Source organism: Streptomyces sp. NPDC059957 (assembly GCF_042730015.1).
In the GTDB taxonomy this organism is placed as follows: Bacteria; Actinomycetota; Actinomycetes; order Streptomycetales; family Streptomycetaceae; genus Streptomyces.
Window position 1 is genome coordinate 33584 of the sequence record NZ_JBHWMB010000063.1, and the last position, 17977, is coordinate 51560.

The following is a 17977-nucleotide window of genomic DNA, read 5'->3' on the forward strand; positions in this document are numbered from 1 at the left end:
GCCCGGGGGCCCGGGTCCCGCTTCCCCGTTCCGGAGCGGATGCGGCACGCGGGGTTGACGGGACCCTCATTAATTCAGATCCTAACCAAACTAATTGCTCGACGGTGAGTTCGGCCGCGAGCCGATGGCGAGGAGGCCGACGGCGTGAGTGCCCGGTACCACCTGCGGTTCCAGATCCATCCGTACGAAGGCGCGGACGCCGTCGCCGCCACGGCGGCCGAACTGGCCAAGACCTGCACCGACGCGGGCGTGGCGGAAGTGGTGCTGCTCCTCGGGGCCGAGGAGCACTTCACCGGCCACCTCGTCGGACCCGCCGAAGACCTCTGGTACGAGACGGCAGCCACCGCGCAGGAGATCCTCCTCGGCGCCGGCGTCGACGTGAGCCTCAACCCCTGGGTGACCACCGGCCACGCCGACCGGGGCCGCACCGGCACCCACGGCTTCGCGCCGATGGTGTCCCCGACCGGGGAAGTCTCCACCGCCCAGGCCTCCTTCGCCTGCCCGCGCTGGCGCGCCTGGCTGACCGGCCACTACGGACGCTTCGCCGAGCTGGGCTTCCGCGTGCTGTGGCTGGAGGACGACTTCCGCTTCCGCAACCACGCCCCGCTCCGCTGGGGCGGCGGCTTCGAACCCCTCATGCTCGACCGGCTGGCCGCCCTGGCCGGACGCCCGGTCCCCCGACCGGAACTGGTCGCCGCACTCACCGCCCCCGGCCCCCCGCACCCGCTCCGGGCCCTTTGGCAGCGGGTGTGGCGGACCGCGCAGCAGGAGGTGGCCGCGCAGGTGGCCGCCGAAGTGCACCGGCGCTCGGGCGGCCGCTCCCGTACCGGCCTGATGAGCTCGGGCCTGGACGCCGCCTCCGTGGAGGGCCGGGACTGGGGCGCGCTCTTCGGGGCCCTGGCCCCCGGGGGCCGCGCCGCGCACCGCCCGCACTTCGCCCCGTACACGGACGCCCCCGGACACGAACTCGCCCGGCAGCTGTGGATGCCGGAACTCCAGCGCTCCCTGCGGCCGGAGTTCGTGGACAGCGAGCCGGAGATCGAGAACTGGCCGCACAGCGCCTGGTCCAAATCCGATGTCCAGACCTGGTCGGAGATGGTCGCCGCCCAGCTCTCCGGCGCGGACGCCCTCCTGCTCAACCTGTACCCCCTGCACGGCGCGAGCCCCGGCCGCCACCCCCGGATCGCCGAACTGCTGCGCCGCGCCCGGCCCGCGCTGGACCTCGTCCACCGGCAGCACCCGCGCGCACAGCGCACCCTCGGCGTCGGCCTGCCCTTCGCCCAGGACGCCGCCGCCCACGTACGGGCGCACGGCGCCGACCTGGCCGAGCTGGCCGTGGACCCGGGCCCGGCAGCCGGGTTCCTGCTGCGCTACGGAGTACCCGTGACGGCCGAACCCGCCCCGGTGCAGGCCCTGTTCGGCCCATCGGCCTGGGCCTTCGACGATCAGGCGGTACGGGCTCTGCTGGCCGGAGGGCTGCTGCTCGACGGGACCGCCGCGACGATCCTGCACCGGCGAGGCTTCGGACCCCTCATCGGGCTGGCCGCGGCCGAAACGGTGGACCGGGAGGCACCGGCCGCCGCCGGGGGACCGGGCCCGTACGCCACCGAGCAGCTGTGCGCCGCAGCGGGCGAGGACCTCGCGGGCCTCCTCCTCAGCGTCAACACCCAACCCGCCCTGGCCCGGTTCCGGGAGGCACCCGGGGCGCAGCGGTGGAGCGAGGTCCGCACCCCGGACGGCCGCGCCTGGGGGGCGGGCCGCACCGTCTTCACCAACGCCCTCGGCGGACGCGTGGCCGTACTCGCCGCGACCGAGCCCCACACGCTGCCGGCCGACGACCACGCGCAGCGGCTGCTGCACCGCACGGTCCGCTTCCTGGAGGGGGAGGCCGCCCGCCTGCCCCTGGTCAGGGGCGGCCCGTACCTGATCCCGCACCTCTCGTACGCGGACGGCGTCACCACCCTGACCGTGGTCAACGGCTGCCAGGATCCCGCCCGGCCCGTGGTGGACCTGCCCGCCCTCAGGGACACGGCCACCGTCGCGGCCACGGTCCTGTCCCCGCTCGCCGAACCCAGCCCCGCGGACACCGAACGGCACGGACACACCGTCCGGCCGGCCCCCGAACTGCCCCACCGCGGCTGGTCAGTCCTGCGCTGGTGACCCCGCGGGGCACGCGTAGCGCGATTCGCCCCTTCCCGCCCGGAGCCGGCACCGCCCTCACCCGGACCGGGGTCCGCCCTGCCCCGGACTCCGCCCTCTCCCGTACAGCGCATCCGCAAAGACCCGCAAGGACCGCTAGGACCGCAAGGACACGCAAGGAACCCGTACCGGACCCACCACCAGGGAGTCCCGTGAGACCGCTCCGCCTCATGTCCCTCCTCTGCGCCGCCGTCCTGGGCCTCGGCACCACGCTGGTGGCCGGTACGGCGCCGGCCGCAGCCGCCGCGACCGTCACCATCTCCTCACCCGCCCTCGCCGTGCAGGTCGACACCGCCTTCCCCCGGGTCGTCCAGTACACCGACCAGGCCACCGGCGCCGTCCTCCACGGCAACGAGGACCCCCTCACCCAGGTGACCCTCAACGGCTCCGCGCAGACCCCCGCCGTGACCAGCAGCGTCTCCACCGACCACGTCGACTACACGATGGCCTTCACCAACGGAGACACCGTCAAGGCCACCCTGTCCGTCAGCGGCAGCAGCCTCACCTTCGCCGTCACCTCGATCGCCGACAGCGCCGTACCCGTCACCTCGCTGTCGATCCCGCAGCACAACCTGGTCTCGGTGCGCAGCACCCAGCCCGGAGCCGCCGTCGAGACCACCCGCATGAACACCAACACCACCGGCACCGGGGACACCTTCACCACGCTCACCTCCGGCACGACGGCGGACGGCGCCCCGCAGGGGGCCATGTACGCGATCCTCAACACCGGTTCGCTCGCCGCGTCGATCGCCACGAACTCCTCCTACGACAACCCGTCCGGCGGGACGTGCACTCCACCACCACGAGCGAGGGGGGGGACGGACGAGCTGACCGGGCTGAACGGCAGCGGCCGCCACCTCCGGGTGACCGGCACCCAGCGGGCCACCGGCTACGGCTACTCGCTGTGGGAGCTCGAGGCCTACTCCTGACGGCGCGCGGAAGCGGCCCCCACCCCTCCTCGGAGGGGTGGGGGCCGCTGTGCCGTCCGGGGTCAGAAGCGGCTGGAGACGGTGGCTCCGGCGAAGAGCTTGGCGGCGTGGAGGCCGATGTAGACGTAGCCGGCCGGGGGGTTGTCGATGGTGAGGGTCTCGGCGTTGCCGGCCTTGACGGAGCGGGCGGTGTAATTGGTCGTGGTGGCCCAGGTGGTCGGGCTGTAGTAGAGGTTGGCGTTGCCGGTGCCGCCCGAGACGGAGATCTTGAGCGAGGTCGTGCCCGCCGGGACGTTCAGGTAGAAGTAGCGGTAGTCGCCCACGGTGGCCGAGACGCCGGAGCGCAGGCAGTTGTCCCCCAGCACCCGGATGTCCGGGTCGGAGCACTCGGCGGGTCCGGCGGTGCCCACGGTGACGGCCTTGGTGGTGGTGGCGGTGGCGCCCTTGTTGTCGGTGACCGTGAGGGTCACGGTGTAGGTGCCGGCCGCGGCGTAGGTCTTGGACGGGTTGGCGGCGGTGGAACCGGCGCCGCCGTCACCGAAGTTCCAGGAGCGGGAGGCGATGGTGCCGTCCGCGTCGGTGGAGGTGTCGGTGAAGCCGACCGCGAGGCCGTTCACCGAGGTGGAGAACCCGGCCACCGGGGCCTGGTTGGCCGGCGGGTTCGTGCCGCCGCCGCAGTCTCCCGCGGCGCACTTGGCCAGCCATGCCGCGAAGTCCGCGTCGTAGCGCGTGCCGATGGTGGAGGTGAGCAGGGTGCGGGCGGCCGCCCAGTTGCCGGTGCGGTAGTGGCCGAGCAGCGTGGCCACGTCCTGCGGGTGCGACTGGAGCAGGTAGCGGACCGCCAGGTAGCCCCACTGGTAGACGCGGGTGGAGTCGGAGTTGTCGTAGGTGGTGTCGAACAGCGTGCTGAGCTTGTAGGTGTTCTTGCCCGCCTCGGTGACGGCGCGGTCGTAGGTGATGCCCCGGTAGGAGTACGAGATGTACTCGGCGAAGCCCTCGACCCACATCACGGTGGGGGTGGTCATGCCGGCGTCGAAGTCGCCGAACATGTTGAACCGGCCGTCGAGGTAGTGGGTGTACTCGTGGTTGAGGTTCCAGATCTGGAACTCCGGCCGGACCCACTCCGCCTCGTAGGCGATGAAGCGCGGCTGGTTCCCGGTGACCGCCGGGTCGCCCTCCAGGTACATGCCGCCGTTGTCGGTGCTGATCCCGAAGATGACACCGGCGTAGGTCTGGTAGTCGGCGCTGGAGTCGAAGGCCACCACCTCCAGGGCGGTGTTCTTGTCGTTCGTGACCGGGCCGCCGTCCTTGGCCACGTTGTGGAAGAAGGCGTCCTGGTTGGCGAGGCTGGTGCAACTGGCGCCCAGCTCGGCGGTGTTCATCTGCTGCGCGACGATGCGCAGGCTTGGGCCGCAGGTGTGGTTGACCGTCAGGACGGCGGCGCGCACCCGGGCGGACAGGTCACAGGTCCCGTAGGAGGAGCAGTTGGCCGCGTCGTACTCGGAGGTCATCTCGGCGAGCGGCACCCACAGCGAGGCGGTCCGGCCGGTGATGGAGGTGCGGTCCAGCAGCTGCTTGACGAGCGGCCGTACGGTCGCCTGGAGCGCCGAGTGCTGGAGGAAGCGGCCCAGTTCCCGGCCGGCGTTGGCCGTCAGGTAGCTCCGGTCCGTGCCCAGCAGGGCGTCGTGGGTGACGGCGAAGTCGCGCAGCACCGTCAGGATGCTCGGGTCGGCCTGGACGGCGGGCAGGAACTCGGCGGTCTGGTGACCGCGGAACAGCACCGTGTAGGCGTTGTTGACCGCGGCGACCATCGACGAGGAGCTGTTGTACGAGGAGTTGTAGCCGGTCAGCAGCCGCTTGGCAACGCCGAGGTAGCGCGCGTTCTCCTGGGCGCTGTCGATCAGGATGACGCTCTCGCCCAGGGTCGGGCCGTTGGCATCGGTCACGTCGGCCGCGCGCGGAGAGGCGAAGAAGGTGTCCAGCGCGCCCCGGATCGAGCTCTTCAGGGCCGGGCCGTAGGACCCGACGGTGGACTCGTTGTACCACTGCACGTAGTAACCGGCGCGCAGGAAGAGCACGAGCTGACCGGTCTTGGTGCTGTTGTCGCCGGGGTAGGTGGCGGCGGAGGCGCGCAGGGCGTCGGCCACCGAGACCATCTGGGCCTCGCGGAACGCGGCCTGCGCGTCGTTGCCCTTGAGCAGGAACAGCGAGTTCACGCAGTCCATCTCGGAGGCCTTGATCTGGCTGACCAGCGCGGCCCCGGTCTTCGAGGTGAAGTCCGCGACGTTGCAGGCCGCGGCGAGGGCCTCGGCCGCGGCGGCGGCGCCGGGCGCCAACTTTGCCTTGGAAGCCTGCTGTTCGGTGCGCGCGGCCTCCTTGGTGGCACGCAGCGGGGCGCGCTCGGAGAGGTCCGCGTCCGGGCGCGCGGCGTGCTCGGCCCGGAGCGCGGCCGCTGCGGCGGCCGGCGTCGAGGGCTGCGGGGCGACGCCGGACTTCCAGGCCGGAGCGGGCGTGGCGGGCTTCGCCTCGCGCGCGAAGGCCTGGCCGACGGGGGCGAGCATCGTCAGGCCGAGGGAGCAGGCCAGGGCGGCTATGAGGGGCCGGGCGCGGCCCTTGGTGGTGGGGGAACTTCGCATGGGGGGTGGGCCTCCGAGCCGGTCTGCGGCCGCGCGGGCAACGCGGCGGATGGGGAGTGCGGACCGTGACGTCGACGCGAGTTGGTGGGGATTTCAACTCTGTCGTGTACACGGCTATGCAGTGTGCGATGTAACATGGCACACATCACATGGCTCTGGAAGTCCCCGCGGGGCAGTTCTCGGTATCTGAATAACCGTCAGATGTGAAGTCGGCGGAAAGCCCGTCCGGTTCGACCGAAGTCGTCCTGGTTCGCCGTCAGGGGGAGCAGGTGGATTCCGCCGTCCGGCTCCGGCCGGCCTCGAGCAGGCGGACCCGCACGTCCCGCAGCCGGGTTCCCGTCCGGTGTCCCCGCCACCGCACGCCGGGGGTCACGGCGCGCGGTGCCCGGGCGCCGTTGGCCACCGCATGCGGCGCGCGCGGGGCGTGCCCATACTGGGACCGTGAGGCGTACTCGTACGGTCTTGCTGTGCATCGCCGGTCTGATGGGCTCCGCCCTTCCGGCGGCGACCGCCGTCGGCGTCGAGACGGCCGCCGCGGCGCCGGCTCCCGGGGCGTGCGTGAACTCTCCCGGCACCGCCGAGGGCGACGCCCTCAAGGTCCTCACCATCGCGCAGCAGGCCCAGAAGGAGTTCGGTCTGAACTCGGTGGTCCTGCGGGTGTCCTCCGACGGCCGCGAGGTGCTCACCAAGGCCCTCGGGGAATCGATGACGGGAGTCCCGGCCGAGCCGGCCATGAAATTCCGTACGGGGTCCGTGGCCATCGTCTACATGGGCGCCGTACTGCTCCAACTCGTCGACGAGGGCAAGGCCTCACTCGACGACCCCGTGTCCCGCTGGCTCCCGGACGTGCCGCACGGCTCCGAGATCACCCTGCGCATGCTGGGCAGTTCCACGTCCGGCCTGCACGACTACGTCACCGCCCCCGCGTTCCTCGCCGAGTTGGAGGCCAAGCCGTTCCGCGCGTGGACGGCGGCCGAGGTCATCGGCATCGCGACGGACAAGCCGCTGCTCTACGAGCCGGGCACCAACTGGAGCTACTCGCACGCCAACTTCAACCTGCTCGGCGAGGCGCTGGAGAAGATCAGCGGCCTCCCGCTGGACCGGCTGCTGAAGGAGCGCGTGTACGGACCGCTCGGGCTGAGCGGGACCAGCAACCAGTCCACTCCACAGATCCCGGAGCCGGTCCTGCACGCCTTCACCTCCGAGCGCGGCACCTACGAGGAATCCACCTTCTGGAACCCCTCCTGGACCACCACGCCCGGTGCGGTCCTCGTCCAGAACATCTGTGACCTGGACCGTTCCGCGCGCGCCGTCGGGACCGGGGAGCTGTTGTCCGCGAAGTCCTTCAAGACCCAGCTCGACCCGGGCACCATCGGCCTCGGCCACCCGACGGCCTCCTGCCCGGACACCGTCTGCCTCCTGACCAATACGGAGGCCCACCACTTCGGCCTGGGTGTGATCGTCGTCAACGGCTGGATCCTGACGAACCCGTCCTTCTCCGGCTACGCTGCCATCCAGGCCTACTTGCCGGCTGAGAAGCTCGCCATCTCCGTCACCGTGACCCAGGGACCCAAGAGCCCCGAGGGCAATTCGGCCCAGACCATAGCCGAGCGCATCTCCGCCGCCCTCGCCCCCGGTCACGTGCTCAAGATGCGCTGATCCGGGGAGGGTTCCTCCGTAGGATCCCGCCATGATCACCTCCACGCCAGAGCCGCTCATACGGGTCCTCCACGACGAGTCCCGCCCGGACCTGCGGGAGCCGGCCCGTCCGCGGCCGATCCGCATGTACGTGTGGGAGCCGAGCGGTACGGAGTCGGACGCAACCGCCCCGCTCGTCGTCGTCTCGCACGGCACCGGAGGCTCGGGCAGCGAAATGGACTGGCTGGTACGCCCGTTGCGCGAGGCGGGGTTCCGGGTGCTGGCCCTCGACCACCACGGCAACAACTTCGTCGACGGCTACGAACCGGAGGGCTTCCTCCACCCCTGGGAACGGCCCAAGGACATCTCCTTCGCCCTCGACGCGCTCGCCCTGGAAGGGCCCCTCGGCCCGGTCGGCGTGGCGGGCTTCTCCGTCGGCGGCTACACGGCCGCGGCGCTGGCCGGAGCCCGTGTCGATCCGGGGATCCTGTGGGCCGTGTTCTCGGGTGAGGTGCCGTTGCCGGAGATCCCCGAGTTCCCCGGTGTGCTGGAGGCCCTGCGCGCCAAGTACCCGCAGGACGAGGCCGCGCGGCGCGCGCTGGACGGAGCCGGCGGCGACGTCTCCGATCCCCGGGTGCGGGCGGTCTTCCAGGTGGCTCCGGGAGTCGGCTCCCTGGTGACCCGGGAGAGCCTGGAAGCCGTACGGGTACCGTTCGCCATCCGCTGGGCCGGCGCGGACACGATCGCCCCGTACGAAGCCGACACGCGGCCCTACCTGGAGTACGTCCCGGCCGCGAGCGGCCGCTCGATCGGCCCGGCCGTCCGGCACGACGACTTCTTCGCCCCGGAACCCGCCGACCCGACCGCCCGGGTACGGGCCGGCGAGGACGCGGCGGCCTTCTTCCTGGAGCAGCTGGCCTGACCCGCTCGCCGGCCTGACCCGCCCGCGGACGGCGCCGGATCACAGGCTCGCGAGCAGGTCCTCCAGTGGCGCCGGTACGCGATCGGCTTCGAGGGCCTCGACGAGGACGCGGCCGTAGCGGATCTTGCGCCCCTTCTTCGTCCCCAGGAAGCGCCGCACCTGCTGCTGCGCCGTGCGGCCCTGCTGCGCGGGCTGGCGCTGGAAGGTCCGCAGGGCGCGGTGGTCCCCCTCCTCGCGGACGAGCTCCTCCACCCTGGGCACGCCCAGCGCGCGGATGAGCTCGTCCTCCAGGTCCGCCGCGCATACGAAGAACCCCTGCGGCTCGGCGCCGGCCCGCTCCCAGCCGCGCACGTAGAAGTCGCGCTCCCTCTCGTCGCACAGTCCCGTCAGGCGCAGGCCCAGACCCTGCGGTCCGAGGAACCCGGCGAACCGCGCGACGCTCATCGCACCGCCCATGGGCAGGACACAGACCCCCTCGGCGGCCAGGTTCCGGCCCCGCATCGCGGCCAGGGCATCGACGGCTTCGGCGTCGCTCGCCCCTTCGAGCAGCAGGACGGTCCGTACGGGCAGCCGCGCGGCCAGCTCGCGCGCCGCGTCCGCCGCCTCCCCTGCGTCCCCCACGCCACCGAGGCCGCCGGCGTCACCGGCCGCCCACGCGGTCACCGCATCCCCGAACGCCGCCATGTCTTCCATGCGGCGAGTCTGATCCACTTCCCGCCGGGACGGTACGGAATTTCCCGCCGGGAAGTTCGCCCGCCGCCGGGACCGGCCGCCCGGACCGTCCGCCCCGACCTCCCGGACTGTCCGCCCGGACCGGCAGCCCCGCCCCCCGGACCATCCGTCCCCGTGCGGCTCCGCCCGTCCGCGCGGACCCGGACGATCGAACCTAGGATGGACGGGAACCGGGTGCGGGCGGCTCGCCGCGACGCCGCCAGTCCAGGCGCGCTCGGGGCGGGAGAACCATGACAGAGGTCGCCGACACGGCACGGACCGTGATCCTGACCGTGGACGACGACCCGGGAGTGTCCCGGGCCATCGCCCGCGACCTGCGACGACGCTACGGCTCCGGGTACCGGATCGTGCGCGCCGAATCCGGCGAGTCCGCGCTGGAGGCGCTGCGCGAGCTGAAGCTCCGCGGCGACCTGGTGGCGGTGATCCTCGCCGACTACCGCATGCCGCAGATGAACGGCATCGAGTTCCTCGAAGAGGCCATCACCGTGTACCCGGGCGCGCGCCGCGTCCTGCTGACCGCCTACGCCGACACCAACGCGGCGATCGACGCGATCAACGTCGTCGACCTCGACCACTACCTCCTCAAACCGTGGGACCCGCCCGAGGAGAAGCTCTACCCGGTCGTGGACGACCTCCTCGCCGCCTGGCGCACCGGCGACCACCGGCCCGTGCCCGCCACCAAGGTGGTCGGACACCGCTGGTCGGCCCCCTCGTCGAGCGTGCGGGAGTTCCTGGCCCGCAACCAGGTGCCCTACCGCTGGTACTCCTGCGAGGAGCCGGAAGGACAACGGCTGCTGCGGGCGGCCGGGGCCGATGGACAGCGGCTGCCCGTGGTGATCACCCCCGGGGGCACCGTACTGATCGAGCCGGCCGCAGCCGACCTCGCCGCCCACGTGGGGCTGGCGACCATGCCGACCGCCGACTTCTACGACCTCGTCGTGATCGGCGGAGGCCCGGCCGGGCTCGGCTCCGCGCTGTACGGGGCCTCCGAGGGGCTGCGCACCGTACTGGTCGAGCGGTCCGCGACCGGCGGACAGGCCGGACAGAGCTCCCGCATCGAGAACTACCTCGGCTTCCCGGACGGAGTGTCGGGCGCGCAGCTCACCGAACGGGCCCGCCGCCAGGCCGGAAGGTTCGGCGCCGAGATCCTCACCGCACGCGAGGTCACCGCACTGGAGGTCAACGGCGCGGCCCGCGTGGTCCGCTTCTCCGACGGCTCGGCGATCGGCGCCCGGAGCATCATCCTGGCGACCGGCGTCACCTACCGCCAGCTCGGCGCACCGGGCTGCGACGGCCTCACCGGCCGCGGGGTGTACTACGGCTCCTCGCTCACCGAGGCCGCCTCCTGCCTGGAACAGGACGTGTACGTCGTCGGCGGCGCCAACTCCGCCGGACAAGCGGCCATGTACCTGGCCCGCGGCGCGAAATCGGTCACGGTGCTGGTGCGCGGGCAGTCCCTGGCCGCGTCCATGTCGTACTACCTGATCCAGCAGATCGAGGAGATGCCCAACATCACGGTGCGCACCCGCACCACCGTCGAATCGGCGAACGGCGACGGCCACCTGGAGCAGCTCACGCTGCGCGACGTGGACACCGGAGCGACCGAACTCGTCGACACCCAGTGGATGTTCGTCTTCATCGGCGCGGCCCCGCTCACCGACTGGCTGGACGGTACGGTGCTGCGCGACGACCACGGCTTCATCCTCGCCGGGCCGGACCTCACCCCGGACGGACGGCCGCCCGCCGAATGGGAACTGGACCGGCCGCCCTACCACCTGGAGACCAGCGTGCCCGGGGTGTTCGTGGCGGGCGACGCGCGCGCCCGGTCGGCGAAACGGGTCGCGTCAGCCGTCGGAGAGGGAGCCATGGCCGTGATGCTCGTCCACCGGTACCTGGAGGAGTCGTGAGCGGGCAGGCGATGCCCTGCTCCCCGCAGGAGATCGGCTCGCTCTTCCTCTTCGAGAAGCTCACCCCGGAGCAGCTCGGGCGGCTGTGCGCCGAGGGCCGCGTGGAACGCTTCGACACCGGCCCCGTGTACACCGAGGGCGACCCCGCCACCTGCTTCTACGTGATGATCGAGGGGACCGTCGTGCTGTCCCGCCGGGTCGGCGGCGACGAGGTGGAGGTCGGTCGGACCTCCCAGCGCGGGGTGTACGCGGGGGCCATGCAGGCCTACCTGGGCGACCAGGTCCCGCAGACGTACAACAACTCGATGCGGGCGACCGAACCGACGCGGTTCTTCGTCCTGCCCGCGCAGTCGTTCTCGGACATCATGCGGGAATGGTTCCCGATGGCCGCGCACCTCCTGGAAGGGCTCTTCTTCGGCGCCAGGAGCACCCAGCAGGTCATCGGCCAGCGCGAACGACTCCTCGCCCTGGGCTCCTTGTCCGCGGGCCTCACCCACGAGCTCAACAATCCGGCCGCGGCCGCCGTCCGCGCCACGGCCACCCTGCGCGAACGCGTGGGCAAGATGCGGCACAAGCTGGCCCACATCTCCCAGGGGAACTATCCGCGCGAAGCGATCGCCGAGCTCATCGAGATCCAGGAACGGACCGTCGAACGCGTCGCCAAGGCGCAGGTGTTGAGCCCGCTCGAAGCCTCCGACCGGGAGGACGAGATCGCCGACTGGCTGGAGGACCACGGATTCCCCGAGGGCTGGCGGATCGCACCGGTCTTCGTCCAGGCCGGCCTGGATACCGACTGGCTGGAGCAGGTCGCGGCGCGCGTGGCCGAGGACCTCCTGCCGGGGGCTCTCGGCTGGCTCAACTACACGGTCGAGACAGAGCTGTTGATGGACGAGATCGACGACTCCACCACCCGCATCTCCCATCTCGTGGACGCCGCCAAGCAGTACTCGCAGCTCGACCGCGCCCCGCACCGGGTCGTCGACGTCCACGAACTCCTCGACAGCACCCTGCTGATGCTCTCCGGCAAGATCGGCCCCCGGATCCGGGTGGTCAAGGAGTACGACCGCACCGTGCCGGACGTGCCGGCCTACCCCGCCGAACTCAACCAGGTGTGGACCAACCTCATCGACAACGCCGTCTTCGCCATCGGGAGCACCGACCGCGAGGGCACGCTGACGGTCCGCACGGCGCGGGCGGGCGACCGGCTGCTCGTGGAGTTCCGCGACACCGGGCCCGGCATCCCGTCCGAGATTCGCAGCCGCATCTTCGACCCCTTCTTCACCACCAAACCCGTCGGCGAGGGCACCGGTCTCGGCCTGGATATCTCCTGGCGGATCGTCGTCAACAAGCACCACGGCAGCCTCCAGGTCGAGTCGGCCCCGGGGGACACCCGTTTCCAGGTGCTGCTGCCGCTGACCGCCGCGGAACCCGATCCCGACACCGACACCGCTATCGACCCCGAGACCTCCGAGGAGCCCGTATGACCGCCATCGACGGAGTCGACCCGAGCGTCCCGCCCTCCGGCAGCGGCTGCGCCGATTGCGATGCGGTCGGCGGCTGGTGGTTCCACCTGCGGCGCTGCGCCCAGTGCGGCCACATCGGCTGCTGCGACTCCTCGCCCGCCCAGCACGCCACCGGGCACTGGAAATCCACCGGGCACCCAGTGGTACAGAGCTACGAACCGGGCGAGGACTGGTTCTGGGACTTCGCGGCCGGCGAGCTGTACGAGACCGGCCCCGAGCTGACCCCACCGTCCGGCCACCCGTCCGACCAACCGGCCCCGGGCCCGTCCGGCCGGGTGCCCGAGGACTGGACCCGCCGGCTCCACCGCTGATCCCGGCGGGTCGGGTCGGGGCGGGTCGGAGCGGATCAGAACGGCTTCGTCGGCAGGTACTTGCCGTCCAGCGTGATGACCGCACGCTCGCCGCCATCGGGGTCGGCGACCTTCTTCACGTCGAGCTTGAAGTTGATCGCGGAGACGATGCCGTCGCCGAGCTGCTCGTGGACCAGGGCCTTGAGCGTGGTGCCGTAGACCTGGAGCATCTCGTAGAAGCGGTAGATCGTCGGGTCGGTGGGGACACCGCCGGGGACCGAGCCGCGGGTCGGGATGGTCTGCAGCAGCCGCGCGTCGTCGGCGTCCAGGCCCAGGAGGGCGGCCACGGCCTCGGCCGAGGCCCGGGGGAGCGGGTGCTGGCCGAGGACGGCCGCGGTGACGAAGGCGACCGACAGGCCCGCGGCGTCCGCGATCCGCTGCCAGGTCAGGTCCTCGCGGATCTTGGCGTCCACGGCCTTGACGGCCAGGGCCTGACGGGCGGTGTTGTCGAGCTGGGCGTGCACCATGAGAGGGCGTCCTTTCGGTGCGCCGCTCACCGGGTGTGGGGGAGAGCGGCGGATGGTGTGGGAGGTGGGGGAATCCGGGTCGGGGACCCGAGGGGTGCCGGCGGTCAGGCAGCGGGGGAGACCGGGCGGCGGGAGTCGAGCTCCTCGACGCCGCCGGCACGGATGTCGTAGACCCAGCCGCGCAGGGTCACCGACCCCGCGGCCAGGGCGCGGGCCACCGAGGGGTGGGTGGCCAGGTTCGCCAGCCGCGCGCGCACGTTCTCCCGTACCAGGGCATCGACCTCGCGCCCGTCCTCCGCGGCGCCGGTACGGGCGAGCGAGGCGTCCGCGTGGCGCAGCCAGCCGGCGACCGCCGGGGCGGCGCTGAGGTCGTGCCGCTCGGCCAGGGCCGTCATCGCGCCACAGGCGGAGTGCCCGCACACCACGATGTCGCTGACGCCCAGGACCGCGACGGCGTACTCGATGCTGGCCGCCACCCCGTCCGTGCCGGGGGTATGGGCGGGCACGAGGTTGCCGGCGGTACGGATGACGAACAGCTCGCCCGGCTCGCTCTGGGTGATCAGCTCCGGCACCACCCGCGCATCGGAGCAGCTGATGAACAGGGTGCGCGGCCGGTGGGTCGTCGCCAGCAGGGCGAAGAGCTCCGCCTTGGCCGGGTAGACCTCCCGCCGGAACTGCGCGACGCCCTCGATGAGGTCGTGCATGGTCACTCCCTTCGGTGACTGCCGACCCGTCGGGCCGACGAGATCCACCATGCACGACCTGCACCTATAGCGTCCAAGACGCTCTGTCCATGCCTCCTATAGACGGCATCTATAATCCGTTCCATGGCCCTGGAACTCCGTCACCTGCGCTACCTGCTCGCCGTCGCCGAACACGCCAACTTCACCCGCGCCGCCGAGGAGCTGCGGATCTCCCAGCCGACCCTGTCCCAGCAGATCAAGCAGCTCGAAGGCACCGTCGGGGTCCAGCTCCTGGACCGCACCGGCCGCGGCGGCGTCCGCCTCACCGACGCCGGTGAAACCTACGTCCACCACGCCCGCCGGGCCCTGCGCGACCTCGCCGCCGCCGAACGTGCCGTCCACGACGTCGCCGACCTCTCGCGCGGCCACCTCAGGCTGGCCGTGACGCCGACGTTCACCGCCTACCTCGTCGGGCCGCTCGCCGCGGAGCTCCACGCCCGCCACCCCGGCATCACCCTCGACGTCAGGGACATGGCCCAGGACCGGATCGAAGCCGGCCTGCTCGCCGACGAACTCGACCTGGGGATCGCCTTCGACGGGCCGCACCTGCCCGGCATCACCGCGACCCCGCTGTACGCCGAGACCCTCAGCCTCGTTACCGCCGCCCGCCCCGCCACCGACGGTCCGCAACCACCCCTGGCCGTAGGGGATCTGGTGGATCGTCAACTAGTACTGCTCAGCGGCGATTTCGCCACCCGAGGCCATATCGACGCCTACCTGGCCGGTCACCGGGTACGGCCGCGCATCGCGGTGGAGACCAATTCGGTCCAGACCCTCACCGAAATCGTCCGGTGCACCGACCTTGCGACCGTCCTGCCCGACGCGGTCACGGAGGACCACCCCCACCTGGCGCAGATCCCCCTCGAACCGGCCCTGCCCACCCGCACGGTCGCCCTCCTCGGACGCGAGAACTCCTACCGGAGCGCCGCAGCGGGCGCGTTCACCCGGATCGCCCACCACCACGTCCGAGCCCGCGGCTACGCCCCGGCCTGAACATCCCCGCCGCGCCCGCCGCGCCCGGCGCGGCGCAGGGCGGCGGGTGTGGTGCCGTACCAGCGCTTGACGGCCCGGCGCAGGGCGCGGGCGTCGGCGTATCCGCTCCGGGCGGCGATCGAGTCGACACAGAGATCGGTGTCGTGGAGCAGCCGGGTGATGTGGTCCCGGCACACGGTCTCGACCTCCTCGCTCCACGTCGTGCCGTGTTCCTCGAGGCGGCGCTGGAGGGTCCGCGCGCTGATGGTCATGTGCTGCGCCACCAAGGTCAGTGTCGGAGCACCGCCGCCGTGGTCGGAGGTCAGGGCGGTACGGAACAGATCCAGCCAGTCGTGCAGCGGGATCGTGCGGGCGAGGGTCTGCTCGGCGTGCCGGCGGAGCACGGTCGAGAGCCCGGGCTGGGCGTGCGGCGTCGGGGCGCTCAGGTCGGCGGCCAGGAAGGTGATCGAGCCGGCCGGGGCCTCGAACTCGATGTTCCGGGTGCCGTAGAGCTCGATCAGGACGTCGTGCCGCGGCGGTGCCTTGGCGGTGAGGGAGACCCGAAGGGGAACGAGGCACCGCCCGGCGGCCTCGCCGAGCCGGCGCCGGTACAGGCCGAGGGCGTAGCCGCGGATGCCGCAGGCCGCCTCGTGGGCTATGTCGGCCCGGTTGACGTGGCTGATGGTGACGCGGTCGCCGTCCTCGGTGATCCGCATGCCGTCGGTCAGCGGGTCGGCCACGGCGGCGAAGCAGGCCCGTGTTGTTGGCGCGGGAGTCGGGCATAGGCACCCTCGGGGTCTGGGACTACCTGATCATCATCGAGGGGGTTGGGCGCCCACGGTCCCCAACACGGCGCGCAGGGTCCCCCCATGACGCCTCCGGTCCCCTTGCCGACGCGTGCTGCCATGGGTGAGGCGAACTGCCCGTCCATAGAGTGGCGTTCGTTCCCGCACGGCACGGACTGCACGTATGCACGGACGGCACGGGCGGCGCAGGCGGCGCGGACGGGCGGCGCGGACGGGCGGCGCGGACGGGCGGTACGGACGCAGCAGAGCCCCTCCACGGGGGTGGGGGGCTCGCTGCCCGGCCGCACGGGGCCGCGTCCCGGCCGCCGCGCCGAGGGTGCGGCAACGGAACCGAACGCTGGGGGTGACCCGGGCCCGGCACGTACCGCTGGCGGCCCTCCTGACGCGGGAGTTCAGCGGCCCGGCCATGCCCCGGCCGGACGCACGCCGTGGACCCGCAGGCCCTGGCGTCCGTGCCGACCGCCTTCTTCTACGGCCCGGCCTGGACGCGTAGCCGGCCGGGGAGGGCCGCGCTCAGCAGCGGCGGCGGTCCTGGGTGACGGCGCCCTGGGCGGTGGCCACCGTGCGGTCGTAGCAGCCGCCCGGTACCCCGGTCCCGTACTGCCGGTAGCGGGCGGAGGTGGTGGCGATCGCGTGCCGCTGGTCGCGCGGGACGTTCGCGGTGTAGGTCGCGTCGCCCGTGTACCGGTCGTCGAGCCGGGACCAGCCGGTCTCCCGTCCGCCGCGCAGGACCACGGTGTCCGCGCGGTCGCCGAGCGAGATGACGGTGCGGAGCCGGTCGCCCGCCCCGAGGGTGGTCTCGCCGTCCATGGTGTACGTCCGGCCGGTCCGCGTGGTGACGGCCCCGCGCGTCACGCTCTCCTCGTCGGTCCAGGTCGCGGCGAGCGCGTCCCGGTCCTCTCCCTCGGTCCAGCGGTGGACGGAGCTGTGGCGCACCGTGCGGCTGACGGTGGTCGTGACCCGGCCGTGGGAGGTGTCCAGGTACCCGGCCACGGTCAGCCGGTGCCCGCCCTGGGTGTCCACCCGGTGCTCGGCGCCCGGCGCCGCGGGCGTCCAGCGCGAGGAGTTGGCCGGATCGCTCTGTTCCTCGCGGGTCACGGCCCCGCCGACGACTTCGCGGCCCGCGTCCTGCCAGAGCAGCAGGTTGGTGGGGGTGCTCCAGCCGCTCTGCCCGGCCGGAACTCCGGCGACGGAGACCTCGATGCGGTGCGGACGGCCGTCGTTGAGGAGGGCGGCGTACGGGGTGAGGTCGTAGCGGACCGGCTGCACGTCGAAGGCGCGCGGGCCCGGGGTGACGTACCAGAGGAACGGATTGGACCAACCGCCGGTCCAGACGGTGGGGAAGGGCGCGGCGATGCCGGCGAGCCTGCCGTCGACGGAGATCCGGACCTCTCGGTGGGGACCGCCGGCGGCCTTGCAGGAGTACGGGGCCTGGTCCGGGGTGGTCAGGTACCAGTACTCCTCGCAGCCGCCGCCGGAGCCCGTGGCGTAGACCTCGGCGAGGAGGCGCTCCGTATTGCGCGGGAGCGAGACGACCGGGGTGGTGAGCGGGAGGACCCGGTCCGGGGGGACGTTCCGTTCCGGCGTGCGGCCGGCCGCCGCGGCGCCCTCGGCCGCGTAGAACGTCAGGGTGACCTCGACGTCGATGACACCGGTGTAGGTGTCGTTCACGACGTTGCCGATGAGCATCTCGACGGGCTGCGGCCGGCTCAGTGTGTCGCGGTACTGGGTGACGTCCTTCTCGACGGACCAGGTGATGCCGTCCGGCGAGGGCTGGGGGGTGGAGGTGCGGAAGAGCTCCACACCGCCGACGGAGAGGTGGCCGAGGCGGTCGTACTGGCGTCCCTTGACCTTGCCGTCGAGCCGGAGCACCACCTTCGCCCAGTCGGACGGGCCGCAGGCGGTGGGAGGTGAGTAACTGCCCCGGTACGGGGTGAAATCGCGGAACTGCGCGGCGGCGAGGGCCACTTCGCAGGACCGGGTCGCGGGCCGGGCAACGGGCGGGGCGGCGGTGAGCGGATCGTGCCAGTCCGTCCCGAACTCGGCGGGCGGTGGCGGCTGCGTGCCCGCCGGCGTCATCGCCGGCGCGTTGCCCGGCGCGGGCGCAGGCGCAGGCGCAGGCGCAGGCGCCGGTGCGGGGGCGGCGGCCGGCG

At 72.5% G+C, this 17977-nt stretch carries 14 protein-coding genes; 8 read left to right on the forward strand and 6 right to left on the reverse strand.

Annotated features, from left to right (window positions below; translation table 11 throughout):
- Positions 1-144: 144 nt before the first annotated feature.
- Positions 145-2160, forward strand: coding sequence for a hypothetical protein (locus ACFWBW_RS31910; protein WP_385379911.1), 2016 nt, complete (start codon positions 145-147; stop codon positions 2158-2160).
- Between the two features lie 191 nt (positions 2161-2351).
- Positions 2352-3128 (forward strand): hypothetical protein, encoded by a 777-nt coding sequence (locus tag ACFWBW_RS31915; RefSeq protein ID WP_385379914.1) that lies wholly within the window; start codon positions 2352-2354, stop codon positions 3126-3128.
- Between the two features lie 62 nt (positions 3129-3190).
- Here the strand turns inward: ACFWBW_RS31915 and ACFWBW_RS31920 are convergent, their stop codons facing one another.
- On the reverse strand, positions 3191-5764 hold the full coding sequence (locus ACFWBW_RS31920) for a collagenase (protein ID WP_385379917.1): 2574 nt from the start codon (positions 5762-5764) through the stop codon (positions 3191-3193).
- A 441-nt stretch (positions 5765-6205) separates the two neighbouring features.
- Here ACFWBW_RS31920 and ACFWBW_RS31925 point away from each other — a divergent pair, with 441 nt between their 5' ends.
- On the forward strand, positions 6206-7423 hold the full coding sequence (locus ACFWBW_RS31925; protein WP_385379920.1) for a serine hydrolase domain-containing protein: 1218 nt from the start codon (positions 6206-6208) through the stop codon (positions 7421-7423).
- A gap of 31 nt (positions 7424-7454) precedes the next feature.
- Positions 7455-8324 carry an alpha/beta hydrolase family protein gene (locus ACFWBW_RS31930; protein ID WP_385379923.1) on the forward strand — a complete coding sequence of 290 codons (870 nt, stop codon included), beginning with the start codon at positions 7455-7457 and terminating at the stop codon, positions 8322-8324.
- Between the two features lie 39 nt (positions 8325-8363).
- Here the strand turns inward: ACFWBW_RS31930 and ACFWBW_RS31935 are convergent, their stop codons facing one another.
- Positions 8364-9017, reverse strand: coding sequence for a TOPRIM nucleotidyl transferase/hydrolase domain-containing protein (locus tag ACFWBW_RS31935; protein ID WP_385379926.1), 654 nt, complete (start codon positions 9015-9017; stop codon positions 8364-8366).
- A 269-nt stretch (positions 9018-9286) separates the two neighbouring features.
- Here ACFWBW_RS31935 and ACFWBW_RS31940 point away from each other — a divergent pair, with 269 nt between their 5' ends.
- From ACFWBW_RS31940 to ACFWBW_RS31950, 3 genes are read left to right on the forward strand one after another with little or no spacing between them, the layout of a single operon-like run.
- On the forward strand, positions 9287-10963 hold the full coding sequence (locus ACFWBW_RS31940) for an FAD-dependent oxidoreductase (RefSeq protein WP_385379928.1): 1677 nt from the start codon (positions 9287-9289) through the stop codon (positions 10961-10963).
- Positions 10960-12447, forward strand: a complete 1488-nt coding sequence (locus tag ACFWBW_RS31945; protein ID WP_385379931.1) for an ATP-binding protein — start codon at positions 10960-10962, stop codon at positions 12445-12447. The genes ACFWBW_RS31940 and ACFWBW_RS31945 overlap by 4 nt, the downstream gene beginning before the upstream one ends.
- On the forward strand, positions 12444-12797 hold the full coding sequence (locus ACFWBW_RS31950; RefSeq protein WP_385379934.1) for a UBP-type zinc finger domain-containing protein: 354 nt from the start codon (positions 12444-12446) through the stop codon (positions 12795-12797). The genes ACFWBW_RS31945 and ACFWBW_RS31950 overlap by 4 nt, the downstream gene beginning before the upstream one ends.
- A 35-nt stretch (positions 12798-12832) precedes the next feature.
- On the opposite strand, the gene cynS is transcribed toward ACFWBW_RS31950, so the two are convergent.
- Positions 12833-13303 carry a cyanase gene (cynS, locus tag ACFWBW_RS31955; RefSeq protein WP_385379937.1) on the reverse strand — a complete coding sequence of 157 codons (471 nt, stop codon included), beginning with the start codon at positions 13301-13303 and terminating at the stop codon, positions 12833-12835.
- A 104-nt stretch (positions 13304-13407) separates the two neighbouring features.
- A complete protein-coding gene (locus tag ACFWBW_RS31960; RefSeq protein ID WP_385379939.1) occupies positions 13408-14007 on the reverse strand; it encodes a carbonic anhydrase in 600 nt (199 codons plus the stop codon).
- Between the two features lie 123 nt (positions 14008-14130).
- Here ACFWBW_RS31960 and cynR point away from each other — a divergent pair, with 123 nt between their 5' ends.
- The gene (cynR, locus tag ACFWBW_RS31965) at positions 14131-15039 is read left to right on the forward strand and encodes a transcriptional regulator CynR (RefSeq protein ID WP_385379941.1); all 909 of its coding nucleotides are present in this window, start codon (positions 14131-14133) and stop codon (positions 15037-15039) included.
- Here the strand turns inward: cynR and ACFWBW_RS31970 are convergent.
- Positions 15024-15758, reverse strand: a complete 735-nt coding sequence (locus tag ACFWBW_RS31970) for a helix-turn-helix domain-containing protein (RefSeq protein ID WP_385379943.1) — start codon at positions 15756-15758, stop codon at positions 15024-15026. The genes cynR and ACFWBW_RS31970 overlap by 16 nt on opposite strands.
- A gap of 579 nt (positions 15759-16337) precedes the next feature.
- Entirely contained in the window at positions 16338-17903 is a 1566-nt protein-coding gene (locus ACFWBW_RS31975) for a peptide-N4-asparagine amidase (RefSeq protein WP_385379946.1), read from the reverse strand.
- Positions 17904-17977 lie beyond the last annotated feature (74 nt).

Coding starts and splice junctions, on each gene's coding strand:
- ACFWBW_RS31975 (WP_385379946.1), bottom strand. CDS start 17,903: ATGACGCCGGCGGGCACGCAGCCGCCACCGCCCGCCGAGTTCGGGACG.
- ACFWBW_RS31960 (WP_385379939.1), bottom strand. CDS start 14,007: ATGCACGACCTCATCGAGGGCGTCGCGCAGTTCCGGCGGGAGGTCTAC.
- cynR (WP_385379941.1), top strand. CDS start 14,131: ATGGCCCTGGAACTCCGTCACCTGCGCTACCTGCTCGCCGTCGCCGAA.
- ACFWBW_RS31940 (WP_385379928.1), top strand. CDS start 9,287: ATGACAGAGGTCGCCGACACGGCACGGACCGTGATCCTGACCGTGGAC.
- ACFWBW_RS31935 (WP_385379926.1), bottom strand. CDS start 9,017: ATGGAAGACATGGCGGCGTTCGGGGATGCGGTGACCGCGTGGGCGGCC.
- ACFWBW_RS31920 (WP_385379917.1), bottom strand. CDS start 5,764: ATGCGAAGTTCCCCCACCACCAAGGGCCGCGCCCGGCCCCTCATAGCC.
- ACFWBW_RS31930 (WP_385379923.1), top strand. CDS start 7,455: ATGATCACCTCCACGCCAGAGCCGCTCATACGGGTCCTCCACGACGAG.
- ACFWBW_RS31950 (WP_385379934.1), top strand. CDS start 12,444: ATGACCGCCATCGACGGAGTCGACCCGAGCGTCCCGCCCTCCGGCAGC.
- cynS (WP_385379937.1), bottom strand. CDS start 13,303: ATGGTGCACGCCCAGCTCGACAACACCGCCCGTCAGGCCCTGGCCGTC.